18 protein-coding genes and 1 riboswitch are annotated in these 18,467 nt (G+C 32.6%); of the genes, 6 read left to right on the plus strand and 12 right to left on the minus strand.

The annotated features are described in order from the left end of the window. On the plus strand, positions 1–680 hold a 680-nt coding region (locus C1726_RS24730; protein ID WP_142385082.1), incomplete at its 5' end, for an IS3 family transposase. A gap of 147 nt (positions 681–827) precedes the next feature. Then, the gene (locus C1726_RS24735; protein WP_102275582.1) at positions 828–1,412 is read left to right on the plus strand and encodes a hypothetical protein; all 585 of its coding nucleotides are present in this window, start codon (positions 828–830) and stop codon (positions 1,410–1,412) included. A 747-nt stretch (positions 1,413–2,159) separates the two neighbouring features. Here the strand turns inward: C1726_RS24735 and C1726_RS24740 are convergent. From C1726_RS24740 to C1726_RS24760, 5 genes are all read right to left on the minus strand, one after another. Next, positions 2,160–3,302, minus strand: coding sequence for a Ger(x)C family spore germination protein (locus tag C1726_RS24740; RefSeq protein ID WP_102275583.1), 1,143 nt, complete (start codon positions 3,300–3,302; stop codon positions 2,160–2,162). Continuing rightward, the gene (locus tag C1726_RS24745) at positions 3,299–4,405 is read right to left on the minus strand and encodes a GerAB/ArcD/ProY family transporter (RefSeq protein WP_180968298.1); all 1,107 of its coding nucleotides are present in this window, start codon (positions 4,403–4,405) and stop codon (positions 3,299–3,301) included. Before C1726_RS24745 ends, C1726_RS24740 begins: the two co-directional genes overlap by 4 nt. 11 nt (positions 4,406–4,416) lie before the next feature. Then, positions 4,417–5,943, minus strand: a complete 1,527-nt coding sequence (locus C1726_RS24750; protein ID WP_102275585.1) for a spore germination protein — start codon at positions 5,941–5,943, stop codon at positions 4,417–4,419. Between the two features lie 205 nt (positions 5,944–6,148). Further along, a riboswitch (cobalamin riboswitch) is annotated at positions 6,149–6,366 on the plus strand. Positions 6,367–6,524: 158 nt separating this feature from the next. After that, on the minus strand, positions 6,525–7,001 hold the full coding sequence (locus C1726_RS24755) for a hypothetical protein (protein ID WP_102275586.1): 477 nt from the start codon (positions 6,999–7,001) through the stop codon (positions 6,525–6,527). A gap of 267 nt (positions 7,002–7,268) precedes the next feature. Beyond that, the gene (locus tag C1726_RS24760; RefSeq protein WP_407642081.1) at positions 7,269–7,742 is read right to left on the minus strand and encodes a hypothetical protein; all 474 of its coding nucleotides are present in this window, start codon (positions 7,740–7,742) and stop codon (positions 7,269–7,271) included. Positions 7,743–8,111: 369 nt separating this feature from the next. Between C1726_RS24760 and C1726_RS24765 the strand changes: the two genes are divergently transcribed. The 4 genes from C1726_RS24765 (at position 8,112) to C1726_RS24780 (ending at position 10,919) form a co-directional block, all read left to right on the plus strand. Beyond that, a complete protein-coding gene (locus tag C1726_RS24765; RefSeq protein WP_102275588.1) occupies positions 8,112–8,501 on the plus strand; it encodes an ATP-dependent DNA ligase in 390 nt (129 codons plus the stop codon). 205 nt (positions 8,502–8,706) lie between these two features. Further along, entirely contained in the window at positions 8,707–9,588 is an 882-nt protein-coding gene (locus C1726_RS24770) for a M23 family metallopeptidase (protein ID WP_235822845.1), read from the plus strand. A gap of 606 nt (positions 9,589–10,194) precedes the next feature. Continuing rightward, complete coding sequence (locus C1726_RS24775; RefSeq protein ID WP_102275589.1) at positions 10,195–10,398, plus strand: hypothetical protein; 204 nt, start codon at positions 10,195–10,197, stop codon at positions 10,396–10,398. A 146-nt stretch (positions 10,399–10,544) separates the two neighbouring features. After that, positions 10,545–10,919, plus strand: a complete 375-nt coding sequence (locus tag C1726_RS24780; protein ID WP_102275590.1) for an rRNA methyltransferase — start codon at positions 10,545–10,547, stop codon at positions 10,917–10,919. 250 nt (positions 10,920–11,169) lie between these two features. Here the strand turns inward: C1726_RS24780 and spoIIP are convergent, their stop codons facing one another. The 7 genes from spoIIP to C1726_RS24820 all read right to left on the minus strand — a co-directional run bounded on the left by spoIIP (position 11,170) and on the right by C1726_RS24820 (position 18,467). Continuing rightward, positions 11,170–12,186 carry a stage II sporulation protein P gene (gene spoIIP, locus C1726_RS24785; RefSeq protein WP_102275591.1) on the minus strand — a complete coding sequence of 339 codons (1,017 nt, stop codon included), beginning with the start codon at positions 12,184–12,186 and terminating at the stop codon, positions 11,170–11,172. 238 nt (positions 12,187–12,424) lie between these two features. Next, the gene (locus C1726_RS24790; protein ID WP_102275592.1) at positions 12,425–13,045 is read right to left on the minus strand and encodes a YdhK family protein; all 621 of its coding nucleotides are present in this window, start codon (positions 13,043–13,045) and stop codon (positions 12,425–12,427) included. Positions 13,046–13,428: 383 nt separating this feature from the next. Continuing rightward, positions 13,429–14,769, minus strand: coding sequence for an ISL3 family transposase (locus tag C1726_RS24800; RefSeq protein WP_102275594.1), 1,341 nt, complete (start codon positions 14,767–14,769; stop codon positions 13,429–13,431). Between the two features lie 163 nt (positions 14,770–14,932). Continuing rightward, positions 14,933–15,781 (minus strand): MBL fold metallo-hydrolase, encoded by an 849-nt coding sequence (locus tag C1726_RS24805; RefSeq protein ID WP_042473643.1) that lies wholly within the window; start codon positions 15,779–15,781, stop codon positions 14,933–14,935. A 4-nt stretch (positions 15,782–15,785) separates the two neighbouring features. Next, positions 15,786–16,235 (minus strand): MarR family winged helix-turn-helix transcriptional regulator, encoded by a 450-nt coding sequence (locus C1726_RS24810; RefSeq protein WP_042473640.1) that lies wholly within the window; start codon positions 16,233–16,235, stop codon positions 15,786–15,788. A 501-nt stretch (positions 16,236–16,736) separates the two neighbouring features. Next, on the minus strand, positions 16,737–17,303 hold the full coding sequence (locus C1726_RS24815) for an NADPH-dependent FMN reductase (protein WP_102275595.1): 567 nt from the start codon (positions 17,301–17,303) through the stop codon (positions 16,737–16,739). A gap of 102 nt (positions 17,304–17,405) precedes the next feature. Further along, positions 17,406–18,467 carry an LLM class flavin-dependent oxidoreductase gene (locus C1726_RS24820; RefSeq protein WP_102275596.1) on the minus strand — a complete coding sequence of 354 codons (1,062 nt, stop codon included), beginning with the start codon at positions 18,465–18,467 and terminating at the stop codon, positions 17,406–17,408.

Genomic DNA, 18,467 nt, shown 5'->3' on the forward strand with positions numbered 1-18,467 from the left:
GTTATGGTTACCGTCGGATTACATTAGAATTACGCAACAGAGGGTATGTAATCAATCATAAAACGATCCGACGTCTAATGAATGAGCTGGGATTAAAATGTCTCGTTCGAATGAAAAAATATCGGTCATACCGAGGACAAGTAGGCAAAACTACAGCTAATATATTAGAACGGGATTTTCATGCATCTAAGCCTAACAAGAAGTGGGTGACGGATGTGACAGAATTCCACCTGCATGGGGAAAAGCTATATTTATCGCCCATTCTCGACTTATATAATGGTGAGATAATAGCTTATAATATAGAGCAACGCCCTGTATATCCACTTGTTTCTAAAATGTTGGACAAGGCCATTGAGCGATTAAACGAGGGAGAAACCCCCATCCTCCATTCTGATCAAGGCTGGCATTATCAGATGAAGCAGTATCAATTTGCATTAAAAAAACATGGTATCATTCAAAGTATGTCCCGTAAGGGGAACTGCTTGGATAACGCAGTCATGGAGAACTTCTTTGGCTTATTAAAGTCTGAATTGCTTTATTTGAAGAAATTCGAGAGTGTGGAGCATTTTAAAATAGAGTTAGAAAAATACATTCACTATTATAACCACAAACGGATTAAGGCAAAGTTAAAAGGCATGAGTCCAGTGCAATACCGAACTCATGCCCAAGTAGCTGCCTAAACCCATGTCTAACTTTTTGGGTTCAGTTCAGAATGGACCTTTTTTAGAAGTGCAGATACTGGTAAAATAGGTGCTTCTAAACAATTGCTTCAGTTCTTAGTGCAAAATGGAATAAAATATAAAATACATTATTAAGAGGTGATACTCTTGGAATACCCATTAATGACTCCACCATTTGAAATAAAGCCATTTGAAAAAATGACAAAAAAAGAAGCACAATTACATTTTTATTGGTATGTAAGTGAAGTACCTGAAAGAGTTGAATTAATTAAAAAGGCATTTCTAGAAACTGGTGGGGGAAAATTAGAAGATTTGGATTTGTCTCCTCAGTCTCTAGTGAAATTATGGTCATGGTTTATACCTAGGATTGTCACTGTAACTAAGTCTGATGAAGAAATTGCAGATGAATTAAAGAAAGTTCCTGAATGGTTTATGGATAAAGTTATCGAGAATAAAAGGAAATTAAGTGTTGGAAGTATTAGTTTAGCAATGGATATAGCTATTTATTTTGCAGAAGTGTTTATTCATAACTTTGATAAGTTATATTGGGGATTTGTTACAAAGCCAAAATCTTTGGTTTACGTTAATAGTCCTGTAATCATGGGGTTTAGTACTGGAATTGAATTAGACCCAAGAAATTTAGTATACAATTTAACTCTAAAAGAAATTAATGGTAACACAGATAAAGAAGATTTATTCAACTTATTTGAAGTATGGAAAGGTGATATCTAACATTATTGAAGTTTTTCTAGAAAACCTTGATTGCCTAAGCCTTTCAAGGTTTCTTTCTTTGGTGGGGCTACCCAGTGAGGAATAGTTCATTTTTTATCCAGAGAATATGAGTAACCTCTGTAAGCCCTATATTATCTTTTTACGAATTATATAGTAAGTACAATACTTTTAAAACGTATGTCCTATTTACTCATTATTTTGTTAAGCAAATAACTATATTCCGCCACTCCTAAATACTTTCGAATTAATTTCATTCCAGTTCGCTGCAATACCTTTTGTCCTTCGTGTATATCTTTTTTTGTAAAGACAACATCTCTAGATTCTATTACAACCTGGTAAGGAATGGGCGGTTTTTTCTGATAAATTTCTCCATCAAAATAGAGTAATACGATGAAAGATCCTAAAAAAAACGGAGACCAGTATCAACTACAGCTTTTTGTATCCCATATTCACTTCCTACTTAATGTGTTATCAACTTTCATAATATGGATTAGGGTTTTCCGAATTACGATAAAATTATAATTTCGGTAAAATAATCAAATTATCACACGCGATGTCTATGACTTTACCAAATAATCACTACCAATACCCATTAATATCAAATAAATGTATAAAGTTGGAAAACGTCTTTTTCCACCTAGCCAGAAATATACTTATACAAGTAAGATGTGGATAGTTCATCGATTCTAATGAAATTTCGTTCACCTAAAAATCTACTGTTACGCAAAACTAGTCGGTCAGTCTCCGCTAATTTGTTACCCCTGTACTCTTCAATTTTGAATGGATATGAATGGAAAACGTTGCTTTATTGTATAGGTCATCCCATTTTTCCTGAGTTAATTTTTGGCGTGAATGCTCTTGATAAACACCAGCAAAATTAACAGGGTCGGATTGAACTTCTTGTAATTGATTCAATGTTTGTTCGATATTATGTTTTATTTCATTGTTAATTGCCTTTTCAAGTTGCTTAATTACATTTGGATCTCCTAAATCAAGTTTTTCTGAAACTTCCAAAAGACGAAATGTAATGTCAATATCCACCTTAAACTTCAAATTTTCTCCACCTTTTAACGAAATCTTTTTATTACTTTCAATACTATCCAATACTAAAAAGAAATGATCATTGTTCAATTGACCTAATAACTTATCCCCAGTAATTTTTTGAAACCCATTTTTGGATAGTTTTATTTCTAAACCACCTTCACGATAGCGATTCACTAATAGTTTTAAATAAAACTTGCGACTAATTGGCATTGTGTCAACTAAACGATCATCATGAAATAGAGCAATCCCTGAAATTCCAACTCGATTGTTTTTCATCTGTATTATTGGCAAAATCGGATCATTTCCAATATCCTGGAAATCATGCATAAATTCATGTAGGGTGTTGGAGGTGATTTCCTCAGTATCTATGTTATGTTTGATTAAATTATACAAATATGTCCCTACATCATTATTTTTCTTAATTATTTCATTAAATTCAATTACATCCTCTGCTGTCGTTTCACTAATCATCATATAAACCATATTTCCGATTGTCGCATCCCGATTTAATGAGTCAACCATACTGCTGATGCCTTTTTCAGCCAACTCACGCCCAAAAATAGCCGTTCTAAGCTGACCTGAAACAAGATTATGACTTGTATCCAATGTAAGCTTTCCTCTTATTCCTTTACTCGTATTGGTCTCTTCTTTAAGAACAATCGAGAAATTTGGAGCAGTTGGATTAAAAAGTAAGACAACTATTGAACCGAAAAGCTTATTATCCTCTAGTAAATCATACCCAACTGCAGTGATTAACCCTTGCTTTTCTAAATATCGTTCTTGAACACATGCTGTCAATAAAAATAAGTGAACAATTATGAGAACCGCTATCGTCGTTTTTTTCATGATAATCCCTTCTTAAAGGCCTTTTTTCGAACAAAAATAATTATGAGCAGAAATAATGGATAGACAAAGACGATATAAAAACCGATTGCGGACACTAAATCAGAAATCTTTCTAATAGAAACTGTTGAATTAATTAAAAAGGTACTTAACCAAAGTATGATACAGGTTGCCCAAATATTTTTGCGTTGAGAGATTTTCAAAATTTTCTTTAACCCTTTTGTTGCACTCCAAAGATAAAAACATAAATTCGGCAATATCACCAACATCCAGAAGGAGATCGCGATGATTTCAAACCGTTCTAAATTAGGAATCCGTACAATTTTAAACATAGAAAGCAATGGCCATATAGAATTTCCCAAACCCTCTTTAGCAAAAAAACCGATTGAAACAAAAGTAACAAAAGCCAATAAAAGGATGGTAACCATGTTTGCAAGAAGAGAGATTTTTATGGCTTTTTGTTTTTCTTTAATGTAAGGCCAGAACAAAAATAAAATTTCAAAACCAAAAATGGAAAAACTAGTTTTATATGCCCCCATTAATAGCTCTTTTGGTGTTGCTGCCATAATTGGGAAGTAATGCGTAAAATCAATATAGCGAAAAGGGGTTATTAAAACGAAAAAAATCCAAAACGTAAAGACAATTGAGACAAATGCAATACCCACAATCATTCTTACGCCTCCTAAAGTCCCGTATGACGCTAATATGAGCAGTAAAATAGTTAAAAACCATGTTTTCATTTCTGGGAATACCCAAACTTGTACAATTTCAATATAATTGATCAGAATAATGAAAAATACACCTAGCGAATATAGCACAAAAAGAAAATTAAAGAGTTTTCCTACCCATTTTCCGAAAACAATCGTATGTATATCGTACAAATCAAGATTCGAAAACTGCTTCAATATCGTAATGATGATCAAAATATCTATGCCGACACCGACAGTAGTAAGAAGGACGGATATCCATGCATCATGACCAGCTTCCAATAAAAGAATTCTTGGCAATCCAAGTATTCCGACACCGATTTGATTTGCATGAACGACATAAAACAACAGCATTGCATTAAACATTAATTTTTCATTCGGCATTGTATTGGTATTCATCATATACGCCCCTATTCATCAACATCCTTTTTCTTATTTTGTTTTTGTGAATTAAACCTTGACGGGTCTTCTGGATGATTGGTGATCGGCCGGTTATTATAAAATTGATTTGGCAGAGTGTAAAAAGCATACTTAAAATCTTTAAACCGAAAGGGATAAAAAGGGATTAAATATGGTCTTCCTAGTGATGTTGTGTGCAGTAAATGAATAATAATTAAACAAAAACCAAACATAATTCCAATACCTCCCCACATACCAGCAAAGAGAATTATTGGAAATCTTAATAATCTTAGCGATGAACCCATCATATAGCTCGGTGTTGTATAGGAAGCAAGTGCACTTAATGCAGTGATAATAATTAAAATATTGCTGGTGAAACCAGCATCTACGGCTGCCTGACCAATAACAATCCCACCAACAATTCCAATCGTTTGACCTACTTTGGTTGGCAATCGGATCCCAGCTTCCCGCAAAAGTTCAATTAAGAATTCGAGCAAAAGTGCTTCAAATAGTGGAGGAAAGGGGACATTAGAACGAGATTCACCCAATGATTTAAGCAAAGCAGATGGAATGACCTCATAGTGAAAAGTAATAACTGCTACATATGCTGGAGTTAATAGAATCGAGAATAGAATAGCTAAAAACCTTAACATTCTAGAAAATGTGCCTATATTCCAGCGCATATAGAGATCCCCTGTTGATTCAAAGAAACTGAAAAACGTGACAGGACCAATAATCACGTTAGGGCTTTGATCTACTAATACACCAATTCTCCCTTTTAATAGTGCAATCCGAAGTCGGTTCGGAAGTTCAGACAGAAGATATTGCGGAAATGCTGAGAAAGAATTATCCTCTAACATCTGAGCCAATCTGGAAGAGTCTTGTACATCATCCACTACTATATCTTTGATGCGTTGCTTAAAAGTTTGCACATTCTCATCATCTGCAATTCCTTCAATATAGATGATTTTGACTTCTTTTTTTACTCTCTTACCAATTTGTAAGGGAATTATTTTTAAATCTGGATCATCAATTAAGTAATGGACTAAATTCATGTTTGTAGAAAGAGATTCTGTAAATGATACCTGTGGACCGTAAATGTGAGATTCTTTTTCAGAAGCAGCCAAGGTTCGATTGACTGTGTATGAAACATTAATTAGAACACCGCAAGGGTCTTCCTCAATGTATAGATACCCGTATCCTTTTATAAGATGCTCACAAATGGCCTCCAGCTGATTACAATAGGAAACATCTGCAATTGATACCGTTTCAGCAAGCTTTTCAAAATTCATCTCCATATTTTTCACTTTTTGTAATGGGGCAATGATAAACTCGGCAATTGCCTCGCTTTTTACTACATTTTTCACGAAAATAAATACAGCTTTTCTTTTAGAAAAGGATAAGGAACGAAAAGTTAACTCTGTATATTGTTTTAAACGAGACCTAATTTCTTCTTCTAACTCATTAATTATTAAACTATGTAGATTGGATGACTTATCTGCATTTGAGAATCGTTTATTCTTCGTTTTATAAAACATCGTTCACACCTAACTTGTAAGTTGATGTATGTATCTTTACCAATTACTAGGTAAATATTCGAGAACCAGTCCCACTAACCAGCAAAATAATAAATTAATCTCATTATTATTACTTATTTGGAAAAAGAGGTTGTCAATATAAGTATATATTATATTTAATTATACAATATATGGTATTTCCTTCGTTCGAGAACCTATATATAGATAATCAACTGAAGATAATGGTGTTAAAAAAGACTTAATAGGGAATCTGGTGAGAGTCCAGAACTGTGCCCGTAACTGTAAAACTGAATGAACCATAACTTACTACAGCACTGATAGTTGTTAAACCTTTAGCAGCTGGTGTTACTGTGAATGAATTACAGCTATCAATAGCCAAGCAGGTGATTTAGTAACTGCAACTGCTGTAATGCTGTTTCCTTCCTAGAAAACTATAATTATCTACTGAAGTTAATAAGTAAACAAAGTTAGAAAAGAGGCTGTTATTGTTCGTTATTTACGATGAATACGGTCAAAAATCATACTGTATATATGCACCCGTTACTTTAAGTATATATTTTCACACACTAAACATTGTTATTTTACTCTAAAGTATCTCTTAAAACCGCGTCTTGATTTTTATTAATCGATTTTTCCACTATATACTGATAACCATAAATAATAATTGCTAATGACACACATATAAAATACCATATAGTATGATTTATCTTTTTAAATTTAAATACTCCTGCTTTTTCCCATAATTGAGAAAAAGGATTAGAACTAATACCATCCAATACTATATTTGTAATTAAATATTTGGAGAAATTTCCATATGTTAGTTTAAAAATCCAAAGTGTAGCTACAAAATATAAACCTAATATATATGTAAAGTCTATAGGACCGGGAGATAAAGGGTTTTTATTTTCCCACCATTTTTTCTTATTAGCAATTAAACTAAATACACTTATGAATAAATTTGTAAAACTTGCTAAAGGTAAAAACCTAAAAAATGATTTTTTCCTCATGAAAGGAACAGTTAGCCAAGGAACTATTAACATCGCTAAAGCAAATGTCATTTTTTTTATCCATATAAATTAACTTCCTTCAGTTATGTTTTTTATAAAATTCCCTTAACTAAATCTTATTATTATTTTTTCTTGTTAAACTATTATTCCCCGTTAGTGGAATAAGAAAAAGGCTGCATTTTTGCCAGCCCAATCTTTAAGGAAAGTACACTATAGTTTAAGTAAAAATTTCACAAGGTCTTCCACAATTAAATAAAAGCGCCCTTAAGTAAAGGAACTGTTAATTAATCCAGGTTAAACTCGGTTATTTTTAATGAATCATTCAATTTTATTAAGTACATTTCTTTTTACTAATTCCTTCTCTTTAACAAAATGAAATCCATAAAAAAGAAGTGCTAACATCATTAAAACATACATTAACTGGATTTTTTTCATACGCACCAATTGTGCAACCCCAAATTTTTTAAGGATAGGCTCTCCAACATATGTAAAAGCTAAATGCACGATTAAATTCAACCCTATATATCTTTTGAAATTGCCATAAGTAAATTTCATAATCCATAATGAACCGGCAAAGAATGTCCCCCAAGTAAAAGGAAATGAAGCCAAAACGGTGGGGTGTTTTTTTCCGTACCAAAACCACCATCTTCTCTTTTTCGCAATAAATTGAACCAATGTCACAATAATAGCCATAAAAAGGGATGTGGGGAGAAATCGTTTAACGGATTTTTTGCCTGCAAAAGCAAGGGAAAACCAAGAAAGAACGGTCATCAATACCAAAAATGGTTTCACATATTTCAAAATAACTACCTCTTCTAACTGTCTTTAGAAAATAATTTACCCAGTTTTAGGGACTTTATTAAAAATATTTAAAAAATCCTTACTACACAATATGGACCGATTGCTGAACATAACATCTTTGTGCATAATTATGGTGATATCTGAAAGCTGATGGATTCTGATTATTACTATCTAAGTGGCAGGGGAAATTGAAATTTTTCACTTGTCATAATAATGATGTAACATAACTTTTTCTAAGTATTTTAAGGACGTTCAAATTCCAGATGGCTGCATCATTGATTGTGAAATTATTGTTACCGATGATAAAGGCAGACCTGATTTTGAAAATATACAACAAGTGTTTCAGTCTAAGCACAGTGAATATCAGCCAGTACTTTTTGCTTTGATATTTTATATCATAACTATAAAAAGGTGACCAACCTTCATAGTCTAAAAAGAAAAGAGCTGCTGGAAAAAGTTCTTCCAAAGAACGATAAAATCGTACCAGTACAATACATAATTGGCAATGGAAAGAGTTATTTTGACCTTATTGTAGAAAATGAGCTAGAAGAAGTAGTGTTTAAAGACATAAAAAACAATACTCCTTATCATATAAATAAACGTTCACCTAACTGGTTAAAATGTGTAAATTACAAGTATGCAGAGTGTTTTATTTTAGGGCTGAGGAAGCATAAATTTGGCTGGCTTCTTGCTATTCAAGAAGGAAATGACATTCGACCTGCAGGTATCATGGAATTTGTTCCGAAATGAAAAGAGCTTACCAATGTTTGTATGATAGAAAAATTTATGCTTATTTCATAATTTTTAGATATCCCCAAGTTATAATCATAGTATGATAATTTTCGTCTATGGAGCAAATTTGTGATTGTCTTTTAATAAAACATTGCATATTTAACTAGAAAATGTGTGGTGTTATATCATCAGTCTAAAATATTAAGTATAAGGGGTCCTTAATTTGATTAGGGTTATTCGAAATCTAGGTTTTTTTAATAGTATTTTGATAGGTGTATTTTTGCTATTATGGATCAGTGTTTTTTTAATTAGTGGTTTATTTGGTGCATACGCATGGACATTGCTTAAAATCGTTTTACCTATAATAGGTATCATTGGGATTTTCCTCAATATCATTCTATTCATTATTTTTCTAATAAAAAAGAAAAAGTACAGCAAATTATTGGTGAATTTTATTGTAAATATAATATTTACCTTTCCTTTACTAATGACAATGAATATTATTCCTTTTGCTTATCCGAATGATATTGAACGTGTAAAACCATCCATTACCGTAAAATGGCCTTTAGACGAACCTACAGTTGTCGGATGGGGAGGAGATACTACGAAAAATAATTTACCTCATGTTATATGGTCATCGGAAAGATGGGCATACGATTTGGTTATGGAGCCATATAAATTAGAAAGCAATGATAACGAAGATTATGGAATATGGGACAAAGAAGTATATGCCCCTGTGTCTGGAATTGTTGTAGCAGCTTACGATAAAGAAGCAGATATTGAACCAGGGTCAGAAGAGTTTTTTTCAATGGAAGGGAATTATGTTTATATAAAGATAGATAAAACCGGGACATACTTATTATTAAATCATTTAAAAAAAGATAGTGTTTCTGTAGAAGTAGGGGAACATGTACAACCAGGGGATCTAATTGGACGAGTTGGGAATAGTGGATCGACTTCAGAACCCCATTTACATATTCATCATCAAAGACAAGATCCAACTAAGGTGATATATCCTATTTTGGCAGAAGGACTTCCATTGTTTTTTGAAGGTATTGACGGAGGTGCAATGCCCATAAAAGGAGATATGATATCAACTAATTAAAAAGGATTTCGAAGATTTTAAACAAGCAATGATTAATTTAGTACCTAGTAATTCTCAACTTACGCATATAAACGAAATTTTAAATTTGATAAACAAGCAGTATAAGACCGAAAGCAATGAAGATATATTCGCCGAAGTTCAGAATAAAGCACATAGAAACGCCCCACCCAAGCATTTACAATAATCGAAGTATCTTGGTGTGGTTTGTAAAAAATATTGGTCATTAATAATTAAGTTTGATTAAAAATCCTGTGTTGTTATGCAGGATTTTTCTTATTCTACAAACGGGTCATTTAATTGAATAACACTATAGTAACGATGAAAATGTACTAACGGATTCCTTGATTAAATAACTATATTCAACAAAACGAGCTAAAAGTTGTAACATTTTCTAATAAAAAATAGAATGATATACAAAAAATGAGTATGCCAAATTTTATATTTTATATAACTTTTAAATTTCTTGATCAAAAGAACGTGCGTTTGTATAATCGGATTAATAGTAAAATAAAAAGCCTTATTGCGGGAGTGAGAGGAATGCTGAGAAAACCAGGAATCACTGACGAATAATCATTAACTTGTATCAAAGCGGTATGCGATAAAGAAATGGTTCCAATTATCGGGCTAAGTGATCGAGCCATTCGTAATGTTATATATAAGCATGGCATTGAAATGAATCGTGAACAATTTTCTGGGCAGCCGCAAAAACATAAAGTAAATGAGGATTTTTTTAAAATTTGGACTTATGAAATGGCATGGGTTTTAGGATTATTTATTACCGAACAGAAACTAGCCAATCTGGGAACTTAATTTATAGAGTTTGGGTAAAAGGGAAATTTGAACTTCCTAAACTAGCAAACATTATTTATAATAAGGTTTCAACGAATTTTATATCTTATAAAAAAGAAAATATGTTAAAACAGACAAAGGATTAATTTGAAAATGGAGTGTTTTATATGTGGAAATTAGTTAATGGCCATCTAATACAGACTACGGATCATACGAGAGTCAAATTTAGAACGAATATAAGTAAATCAATTTTAGAAACTTTAAACAAACTAGCCTTAGAACATGATACACATGTTAATTATTTGATTGAAAGTGGTTTACAAACTGTCTTGACTCAAGGTGTTATTCATTTCAATAAAGAAGCTAGACCAAAAGATAGAATCCAATACAAAACTACGTATGATAATGAATTATTAGAACAAGTCAAAGAGTTTGCTAAAAATCATCATTTATTTATCAACGATGTCATTGAGTATAGTGTAAAGTACATAGATTTCGATAAAATTAAAGATAGTAGTTATAAAAACAGAATAGAGCAGTAGTGCTGCTATTATTGTTTTTATATTTTAAACCAACGCCCCAAACATAATATATATTATAGGAAGTTGAATTTTAAATCATATATCTAGTCTCAATATCAAAGTATACTTAAGACATTGAGACGGAATAAAAATTTAGCCGTTGAACCAAATGTATTACCATATAAAAATGATTTAGATAAGAAAAATTATTAAACCCACGGCATTAGATTGTGTTTACCGTGGGTTTAATAAAAAATATAATATAATTCTATTACTTATGTACGTTTCCCCAATAATATTGACTAATAGCATGCCCAAGTACATCTGCGGTTCGATAAAGCTCTTCTAAATTATTCTCTACACCGCCTATTTCAATAATTACACTATTTGGTAATAAATCCTGATTATATACACCATTTCCTTGTTTCTTATCCTTTATTATGACTCCTCTTGATAGACCTGGATAATTCTTTTCAATTACTTTATTAATGCCATTCGTAAATTTCATATTCTTCTTGTAATTGTCATGTGCACTTCCAATTACAAATGAAATCTTTGCAAATGATTTCCCGTTTATATCAACTGTAGATAATTTTCTAGGTAATGCATCGCGGTGAATATCAAATGTCATTTCTAAGTCGTGATTTAATTTCATTTCATTTAAAACAATCTTTCTAGACATTTGATAGGAACTGCCAAAATTAAGATTTTGGTTATTAAGCATATTTATTATATCCACATCATTAACCGTATTCCATATTCCATTACGTTTCAATGATTTCCCTAATCTTTTTCCAATTAGTGAAACATTTAATTTTGAGTGATAGGCTTTGTTAGGAGTTGTTCCATCTTTAAAATACGGTAAAAAAGATTCACGATTATGAGAAAAATAAATAAAAGCCACCTTACGACCAAATGTACTTTGATATTTTTCAGCATTGATCTTTGGCATTTCTAGAGAATTATCATTAAAAAATGCATCAATTTTCATTTGATCTAGTGCAGCATCCTTTTGAATTGCTGATTCATCTGGTATTATTTCATTTGACTGTTTTTCATCTTCAATATTATTGTTTAGTATAAGTGCCTTATTTTTTGAAATTTGTTTTGTATTGCTGTCATCTGTATTTTCCTTTTTTCCTTTGTTTTTATCCTCAATTACATAATTTCCTCTTATGACCTCGGGCAACTTTCCATATTGAAAAGTAATAAGCATTAGAAGACTCAAAAACAAGATAATCGAAATGGCAAGTAATACCTTTAAAGTTCTTATGTTAAAATTTCTCACTATACTCCCTCATGTAAAATATTTTGACTCTATTTTTATCGGATTAAATTAAACATTATTAATGTACCAACTATTTCCATAAGTATTATCATGCAAATTTTATAATAGAGAGATACGTCATTAAAAGGTAATCAATAAGATTCATTAACACCCACAAAAAAACGGCCAAAAATGGCCATTTTTTCTTATAAGAGTATCAAGCAATGAAAAATACTTATTTTTATAAATTGTGCTTATATTATTCAACCGGTGATAATTCACTTTCTGTTACCCATTTATGATTTTTTACTTCAGTACCGCTAGCTGTTTTGAAATCAACCATATAGACAGTTGTTTTCTCAGCAGTATCAATTGCTGCTTTAGCACCATCCATGCCCTCCATATGAGAAGCATCTATAGTAAATTCTGATCCCGGCTCTAATGGTTGGTCACCTGCATCTGGAATTTCCTCATGAATCACCCACTTATGATTCTTTACTCTTTCTCCTCCGGTAGTTGGGTCATACGAAATGGAATAAGCAGTAGTATCATAGGCTCCTGCAATAGTTGCTTCAGCTCCTTTCATACCTTCCATATGATCTGAATTAATTATCGCTTTACTTCCAACTTTATAAGTTGGATTTTCCGCAACCTTCAAACCTTCAGGTACTGCTCCTGAGCTGGACATTTCCATATTGCTATGATCCATTCCTTCCATTTCCTCTGAACCACCTTGATTTTCTTCACTGTCAATAGTGTTCTTCTCATCATTGTTATTCTCTTTAATATCTTCCGTAGCATTAGAGCAGGCTCCTAATAATAAGAAAATGCTTGCTAGTAATGATAATAGTAGTGGCTTCTTTATTTTTTTTATCAGCATTTAATTAATTCCTCCTTCAATATTTAGTTGTAACTTATCAGGAAAATGTGCAGAAGTTCTGCAGTAGTTTTAAAAAAATAATTATTATGGATATCGCTTTATCTGTATTCCCTTTTTTTAAGAAAAAATTCAACTTTTTCCCCACTCTGTTTAGCGCTTTTTCCCCACAAATTGTCGACAAGAACATCGATCCCAAAAGTAGGAGGCGTTGATCATCAGCTGTAACCCAAGCCCCCTCAGCACCTGTGACCTTTGGAAAAACGTCACTGAACTGTATAATGGTTTCCTTGTGATCGAGTCTTACTAAGTGTCCACTTTTGAGTTTAACACCAAACGTACACCTATAAAAATACGGGTAATCGGAAAATAGTGTGGAAAGAGGGCTAAAAAGTACCCTCTTCCATAGACTTGGTAAGTGTGGAAAAATCAGCTCCATAGATTTCCTCATACACCCATTCATAGCCAGTTTGTTCCCAATTCGGTAAATGATCAGGTAACATTTTTCCGAACGTAACTTCAACTTCTTTGAATTTCTTTTTCTTTTTTAATTTACGATAGCCTTGTGTAAATAAGATTTTTGCTCTGAGGGTTTCAAAAGAGTAACCACGACCAATATGGTTCATTGTCTTAATTAAACGATTCAAGGATTCTGTATAGGCGTTTGTAATTGGAGAATTGAAATAGTTGAATATCTCTTCTTCCCAATTATTCATTGCTTTTATTAGACCCTCAAAATAAGCCATCAATTCTTTAGGTACATTTGAAAACCAGTTTTGATACAGTTTATAGGCTTCGTTGATTGATTCAGCCTCATAAATGTCAAAGAATTGCTCTTTAAGCTCATATGCTTGACCAAGTAACGGGAACATATCAGTCCATATTTGTAATTTTATTTGGTTATCAAAGTCATTAAGGTCTTTACGTCTTGTAAGAAGTACATAACGGTCTCTCATGAGTTGCCTACGTTCTTTGGCTGACACATTTTGACGATTAGCCTTTCGGATCTTTTCCAAGGCTTCATTGGCTAATTTAACAACATGAAATTTATCAATTACGATTTTAGCATGTGGTATCACTAAATTCACAGCACTTTTATAAGGATTCCACATATCCATTGCTACAAGTTCAATTTTATCAATGTCTTGGAGTCTTGAAAGGTAACTGATAACCACATCTTTATTCCGTTTTCGTAAAATATCAATTACCGACTTGTTTTCAACATCAGTAATTACACAACGATAATTTTTAAGCAAATGAACTTCATCAATACCAAGCCATTTAGGTGTTCTAAAATCAGTTTGAGCTTCAAGTTCAGCAACGTAGTCATTAAAGATGTTTCGTACAGTTTTTTCGTCAACGCCAATCTCCTCCGCAACACTGGTAAATGTTTTTTCCAGACTTGCTTCTTGAATCCAATTTATTAGTCTATTAGTAACAGAACGATTGACATCCATATCTGGTAAATTTTCAAAAAATGTTTCATTACATTCCCTATATTTATATCGTTGGCGATTGACATAAATGCCGACACGTTTTGCGTGCATTGGCAGGTCGAAAAATAGCTGTTGTTTCTTACCATGTTTATATAAGTTTGCAACAGTACCACATTTTAGACAATGAGAAGGAGGTAGAGTAGTAGACTCAACTAAGAATCTATAATCATCTGCACTTTCTTTCATATCCAGAATCTTAAAGTTTGGAAGATTAATCATATTGGTTAACATTTAAACTATCCTTTACTATATATCGTTTCATTGTTAAAACTTAAATAATAAAAAATGCCTGAGCATTGCACTTCTCAGACATTGAAATTATGAATATTGTCTTTAAGTTTTATTTCTATAATCAGCAATTTTTTGGGGTTCAGGGTTCTCTGGATTGATCAATTTATAATCCGTTAATAAAACAATAAATAATTTCTTCTTCTAACTGACTTAATTTACGATTCATTTTAGTAGTTAGTTCATTGACCAAATTCATGTGGTTGCTTTGATGTTTTTCTGTTAAATCACAAATTAACTTCAATAGACTTATATAACCCATAAAATCATCTTTAGATAATGGAGTTTCATGCGAGAGCACATAAATCTCGGCATCAAACATTTCAATATTTTCTAAGAGGTGTCTAACATTATCAATCTTATATTGTGGTTGTTGTGTATAAATACTTGGATATAAACAGTCACCTAAAAAAAGTACTTTTTCTTCCTCTACAAAAATGAGTGAAGAGTCATCAGAATGATCCCCACCTACATGTTTGATTAAACACCGAATACCACCTAAATCAATCTCAAATTGTTCTTTAAATGTAATATTAGGTAAAGTGATGGTGATATTTCTGTCTACCCCAAATTCTTTTTTTATCATATCTGAACAAAATTGATTCTCTAAGCCTTTTTCTACACGATCATCTAAAGCGTCATCTGACCATTCATATTCCGTAATTTTTCTAAGTTGCATTTTTGTTTTTTCATGTGCTATGGCTAACAGATTCATCTGATTTGTTCCAAAGCTATGATCCCAATGCCAATGTGTTAATGCTACAGAATGATAATTAGTAATCTGACGTTGATTTAGTTCATTTAGAAATAACTTTGCATGCTTATCAGAATTTCCTGCATCAACAATTAAAGTTTGGTGAGTCCCACATATGGCAGATAGGATTGGTCGATCTGTTTCAGGATCATGCGGTAAATAGTATATACAATCGGTTAGTTGCTTCAAGTTTTTCCCCATTATCTTAACTCCCTTTGTTTTTTTTAGTTCCGACAATCATATTTAATATATCAAGAACATTTTTTAATTCTGTTAAACTTACTTTTGAGTAATACTTTTTCACAAGAATTTCATCGATTTTTTTAAGAAGCTGATGAAATTCTTGACCCTTATCCCCAAGATAAATAAGGGTCTCCCTACGATTTATTGAATTCACTTGACGATTTATCATTTTCATTTCTTCAAGTTTTGAAATTACTTGGCTAACTGCACTTTTTGAAACATCAAAATAGTTTGCAATATCATTCGCAATTACTGGCTCATTACGAATGATATAAAACATTATTATTTCTTGTTGAGGAGTTAAGTGAAAGTTTTCTAATTCCTTAACCTCTTCGGTTTCTTGTAAAACTAATAACTTAAATTGCTCAAACTTTTGATTGATTTTGTCTATGATTATCAAATAATCTTGCATAGATCTATCATCTCCAATTCATTTTAAAGTTTTATAGTTAAGTTAAGTTTACTTAACTATTATATATATGTCAATTATTAAAGCCATTCAAGAGATATGAAAAAGTTTTAACTAACTATCATCTTATTTGTTTAAATAGAAATAGAGGGGTGTACGGAAAGTTTAGAGGTTATGTGCCTTATCCGAGGTATTTTTTGAAGGAAGATTAATAGCCATAATGGGAAAATGATTTAATGAAAAGTAATTAATTTTTGCTTACTTACTATGTTAATTGTACTCTGATTAAGTTTTTAATTTTGTGGAGTATTCCACACGATAATCCGAATACCCAAAAATACACGCATAATAAGGAGGATAAAATATTATCCTCCTTATTTCTTATATATATTTGCTTTTATCGTATTTTTTTAATGCGCCGCCCTGGTCTAGCATCAAGTAAATATAATGTTTAACTGAACGACATAGGTCCATTTTTTTACAAAATCCTTATAGCCGTTCTCCTTAAAAATCATATTCTTCGTCTTTTTTTGCACGGATGGACTTGAAAGCTTCAACTGTTAATACTGTATCTTCGACTAGGCGTTCTAAACGGAAAAGGATATCATCATTTACAATTTCTTTTCGTAAGAAGTCTTTTTCTTCAATATATACATACGTTGGAACGATATGAGCTTTCATATACGATAAGATCGGTTTTAATTGTTGCTCCACCATTAAATAGTGCTTCGCTGTGCCAGCTGTCACGATACTACTTACGACTTTGTCACGGAATGCGTTGACTGGTAGCAAGTCGAAGATATTTTTAAGTGTTGCCGGAATGGATGCTTGAAATGTTGGTGTTCCAATGATAATAGCTTCTGCTGCCATTATTGTCTCTGAAACGTATTTTGTATCTCCTTCATATTCAAAGTAATTACGTCCATCACTAAATTCCACTTTATATTCTGCTAAATCTAGAAGTATGACTTCATGCTCAGGATACTTTTGTTTAAGGATTTCAACTGTTTTAAGCATGGCTGTTTTTGTCTTTGAACCGACGATAGATCCCGCTAGTGCTACAATTTTCATGTTATTCGCCTCTATTCTAATAGTTGTATGTTTATTGATTGCTTTTTTTGTTTTTGTGCCTGTGATTGGACCTGCATGCGAGGTCTTTCATGTTGTTCTCTCCTAATTATTTTTGGCTGAATATTTTTTGATGGCTGGAATGATATCATTGCCAATGATTTCGATGTTTTTCATAATCTTTTCAAAAGGTACGCCACCGAAGTCAATTTGTGCCATAAAGCGCTGCATACCATAAAGTTCATTTTGATATAGCATTTTTTCGATAACTTGTTGTGTACTGCCAACCATTAATGCATCACGTGTATCAGGTGCTTGGGCAAATTGCTGTTTAGGGTAGCCGCCACCTCGAATCGCCTGGAATCCACCATTGATATGTGGATACATGCCTTGCAATGCTTCTTTAGTTGTATCTGCAACATAGAACAGGCTTGTTGTTGCAATTGGTAATGATTTTGAATCAAAGCCACTCTGTTCAGCTGCTTCACGATATGCATCAACAGAGTGCTTAAAGTTGATTGCTGGTCCGCCTAATGTCGTCAGCATCATTGGAATTCCCATATGACCGGCTTTAATAGCACTCGCAGGTGGCCCACCGACAGCACGCCAAATGGGAAGTGATCCATTTTTTGGCTGTGGCAGAATATGTGCATTTTGTAATGGAGCACGGAATTCGCCTTGCCATGTAACATGATCTTCTTCGTTTATTTTTTTGAGAAGTTCTAATTTCTCCTCGAAAATTTCCTCGTAATCCTGTAAATCAATGCCAAGTAAGTGATAAGCACCAACACGAGAACCACGACCTGCAACGATTTCAGCACGTCCGTCTGAAATTAAATCGATTGTGGCGAAGTCCTCATACACACGTACAGGGTCTGATACGCTTAGTACCGTTGCAGAACTTGTAATTTTAATTTTACTTGTTGCTTGGGCGATGGCACCAAGTACTACGGTATGAGCTTGAGTTGTAAAATATGTTTGATGACTTTCACCAACGCCAAATACGTCAATACCAGCTTGTTCTGCTAGTTTGCTTGCCTCAATTAGTTCATTAATTCTAGCCTGAGCTGAAATACGTTCACCTGTAATTGGGTTGGGAATATGGTCTCCCAAAGAGTAAAGTCCAAATTCCAAGCCCTTTGATGGATTGATTCGATATTGTTCCAT

This window comes from Cytobacillus massiliigabonensis (assembly GCF_900199725.1).
Taxonomy (GTDB): Bacteria; Bacillota; Bacilli; order Bacillales; family Cytobacillaceae; genus Cytobacillus; species Cytobacillus massiliigabonensis.

Coding starts and splice junctions, on each gene's coding strand:
- C1726_RS24740 (WP_102275583.1), bottom strand. CDS start 3,302: ATGAAAAAAACGACGATAGCGGTTCTCATAATTGTTCACTTATTTTTA.
- C1726_RS24745 (WP_180968298.1), bottom strand. CDS start 4,405: ATGAATACCAATACAATGCCGAATGAAAAATTAATGTTTAATGCAATG.
- C1726_RS24750 (WP_102275585.1), bottom strand. CDS start 5,943: ATGTTTTATAAAACGAAGAATAAACGATTCTCAAATGCAGATAAGTCA.
- C1726_RS24755 (WP_102275586.1), bottom strand. CDS start 7,001: ATGACATTTGCTTTAGCGATGTTAATAGTTCCTTGGCTAACTGTTCCT.
- C1726_RS24775 (WP_102275589.1), top strand. CDS start 10,195: ATGGTTCCAATTATCGGGCTAAGTGATCGAGCCATTCGTAATGTTATA.
- C1726_RS24780 (WP_102275590.1), top strand. CDS start 10,545: ATGTGGAAATTAGTTAATGGCCATCTAATACAGACTACGGATCATACG.
- C1726_RS24790 (WP_102275592.1), bottom strand. CDS start 13,045: ATGCTGATAAAAAAAATAAAGAAGCCACTACTATTATCATTACTAGCA.
- C1726_RS24800 (WP_102275594.1), bottom strand. CDS start 14,769: ATGTTAACCAATATGATTAATCTTCCAAACTTTAAGATTCTGGATATG.
- C1726_RS24805 (WP_042473643.1), bottom strand. CDS start 15,781: ATGGGGAAAAACTTGAAGCAACTAACCGATTGTATATACTATTTACCG.
- C1726_RS24810 (WP_042473640.1), bottom strand. CDS start 16,235: ATGCAAGATTATTTGATAATCATAGACAAAATCAATCAAAAGTTTGAG.
- C1726_RS24815 (WP_102275595.1), bottom strand. CDS start 17,303: ATGAAAATTGTAGCACTAGCGGGATCTATCGTCGGTTCAAAGACAAAA.
- C1726_RS24820 (WP_102275596.1), bottom strand. CDS start 18,467: ATGGAACAATATCGAATCAATCCATCAAAGGGCTTGGAATTTGGACTT.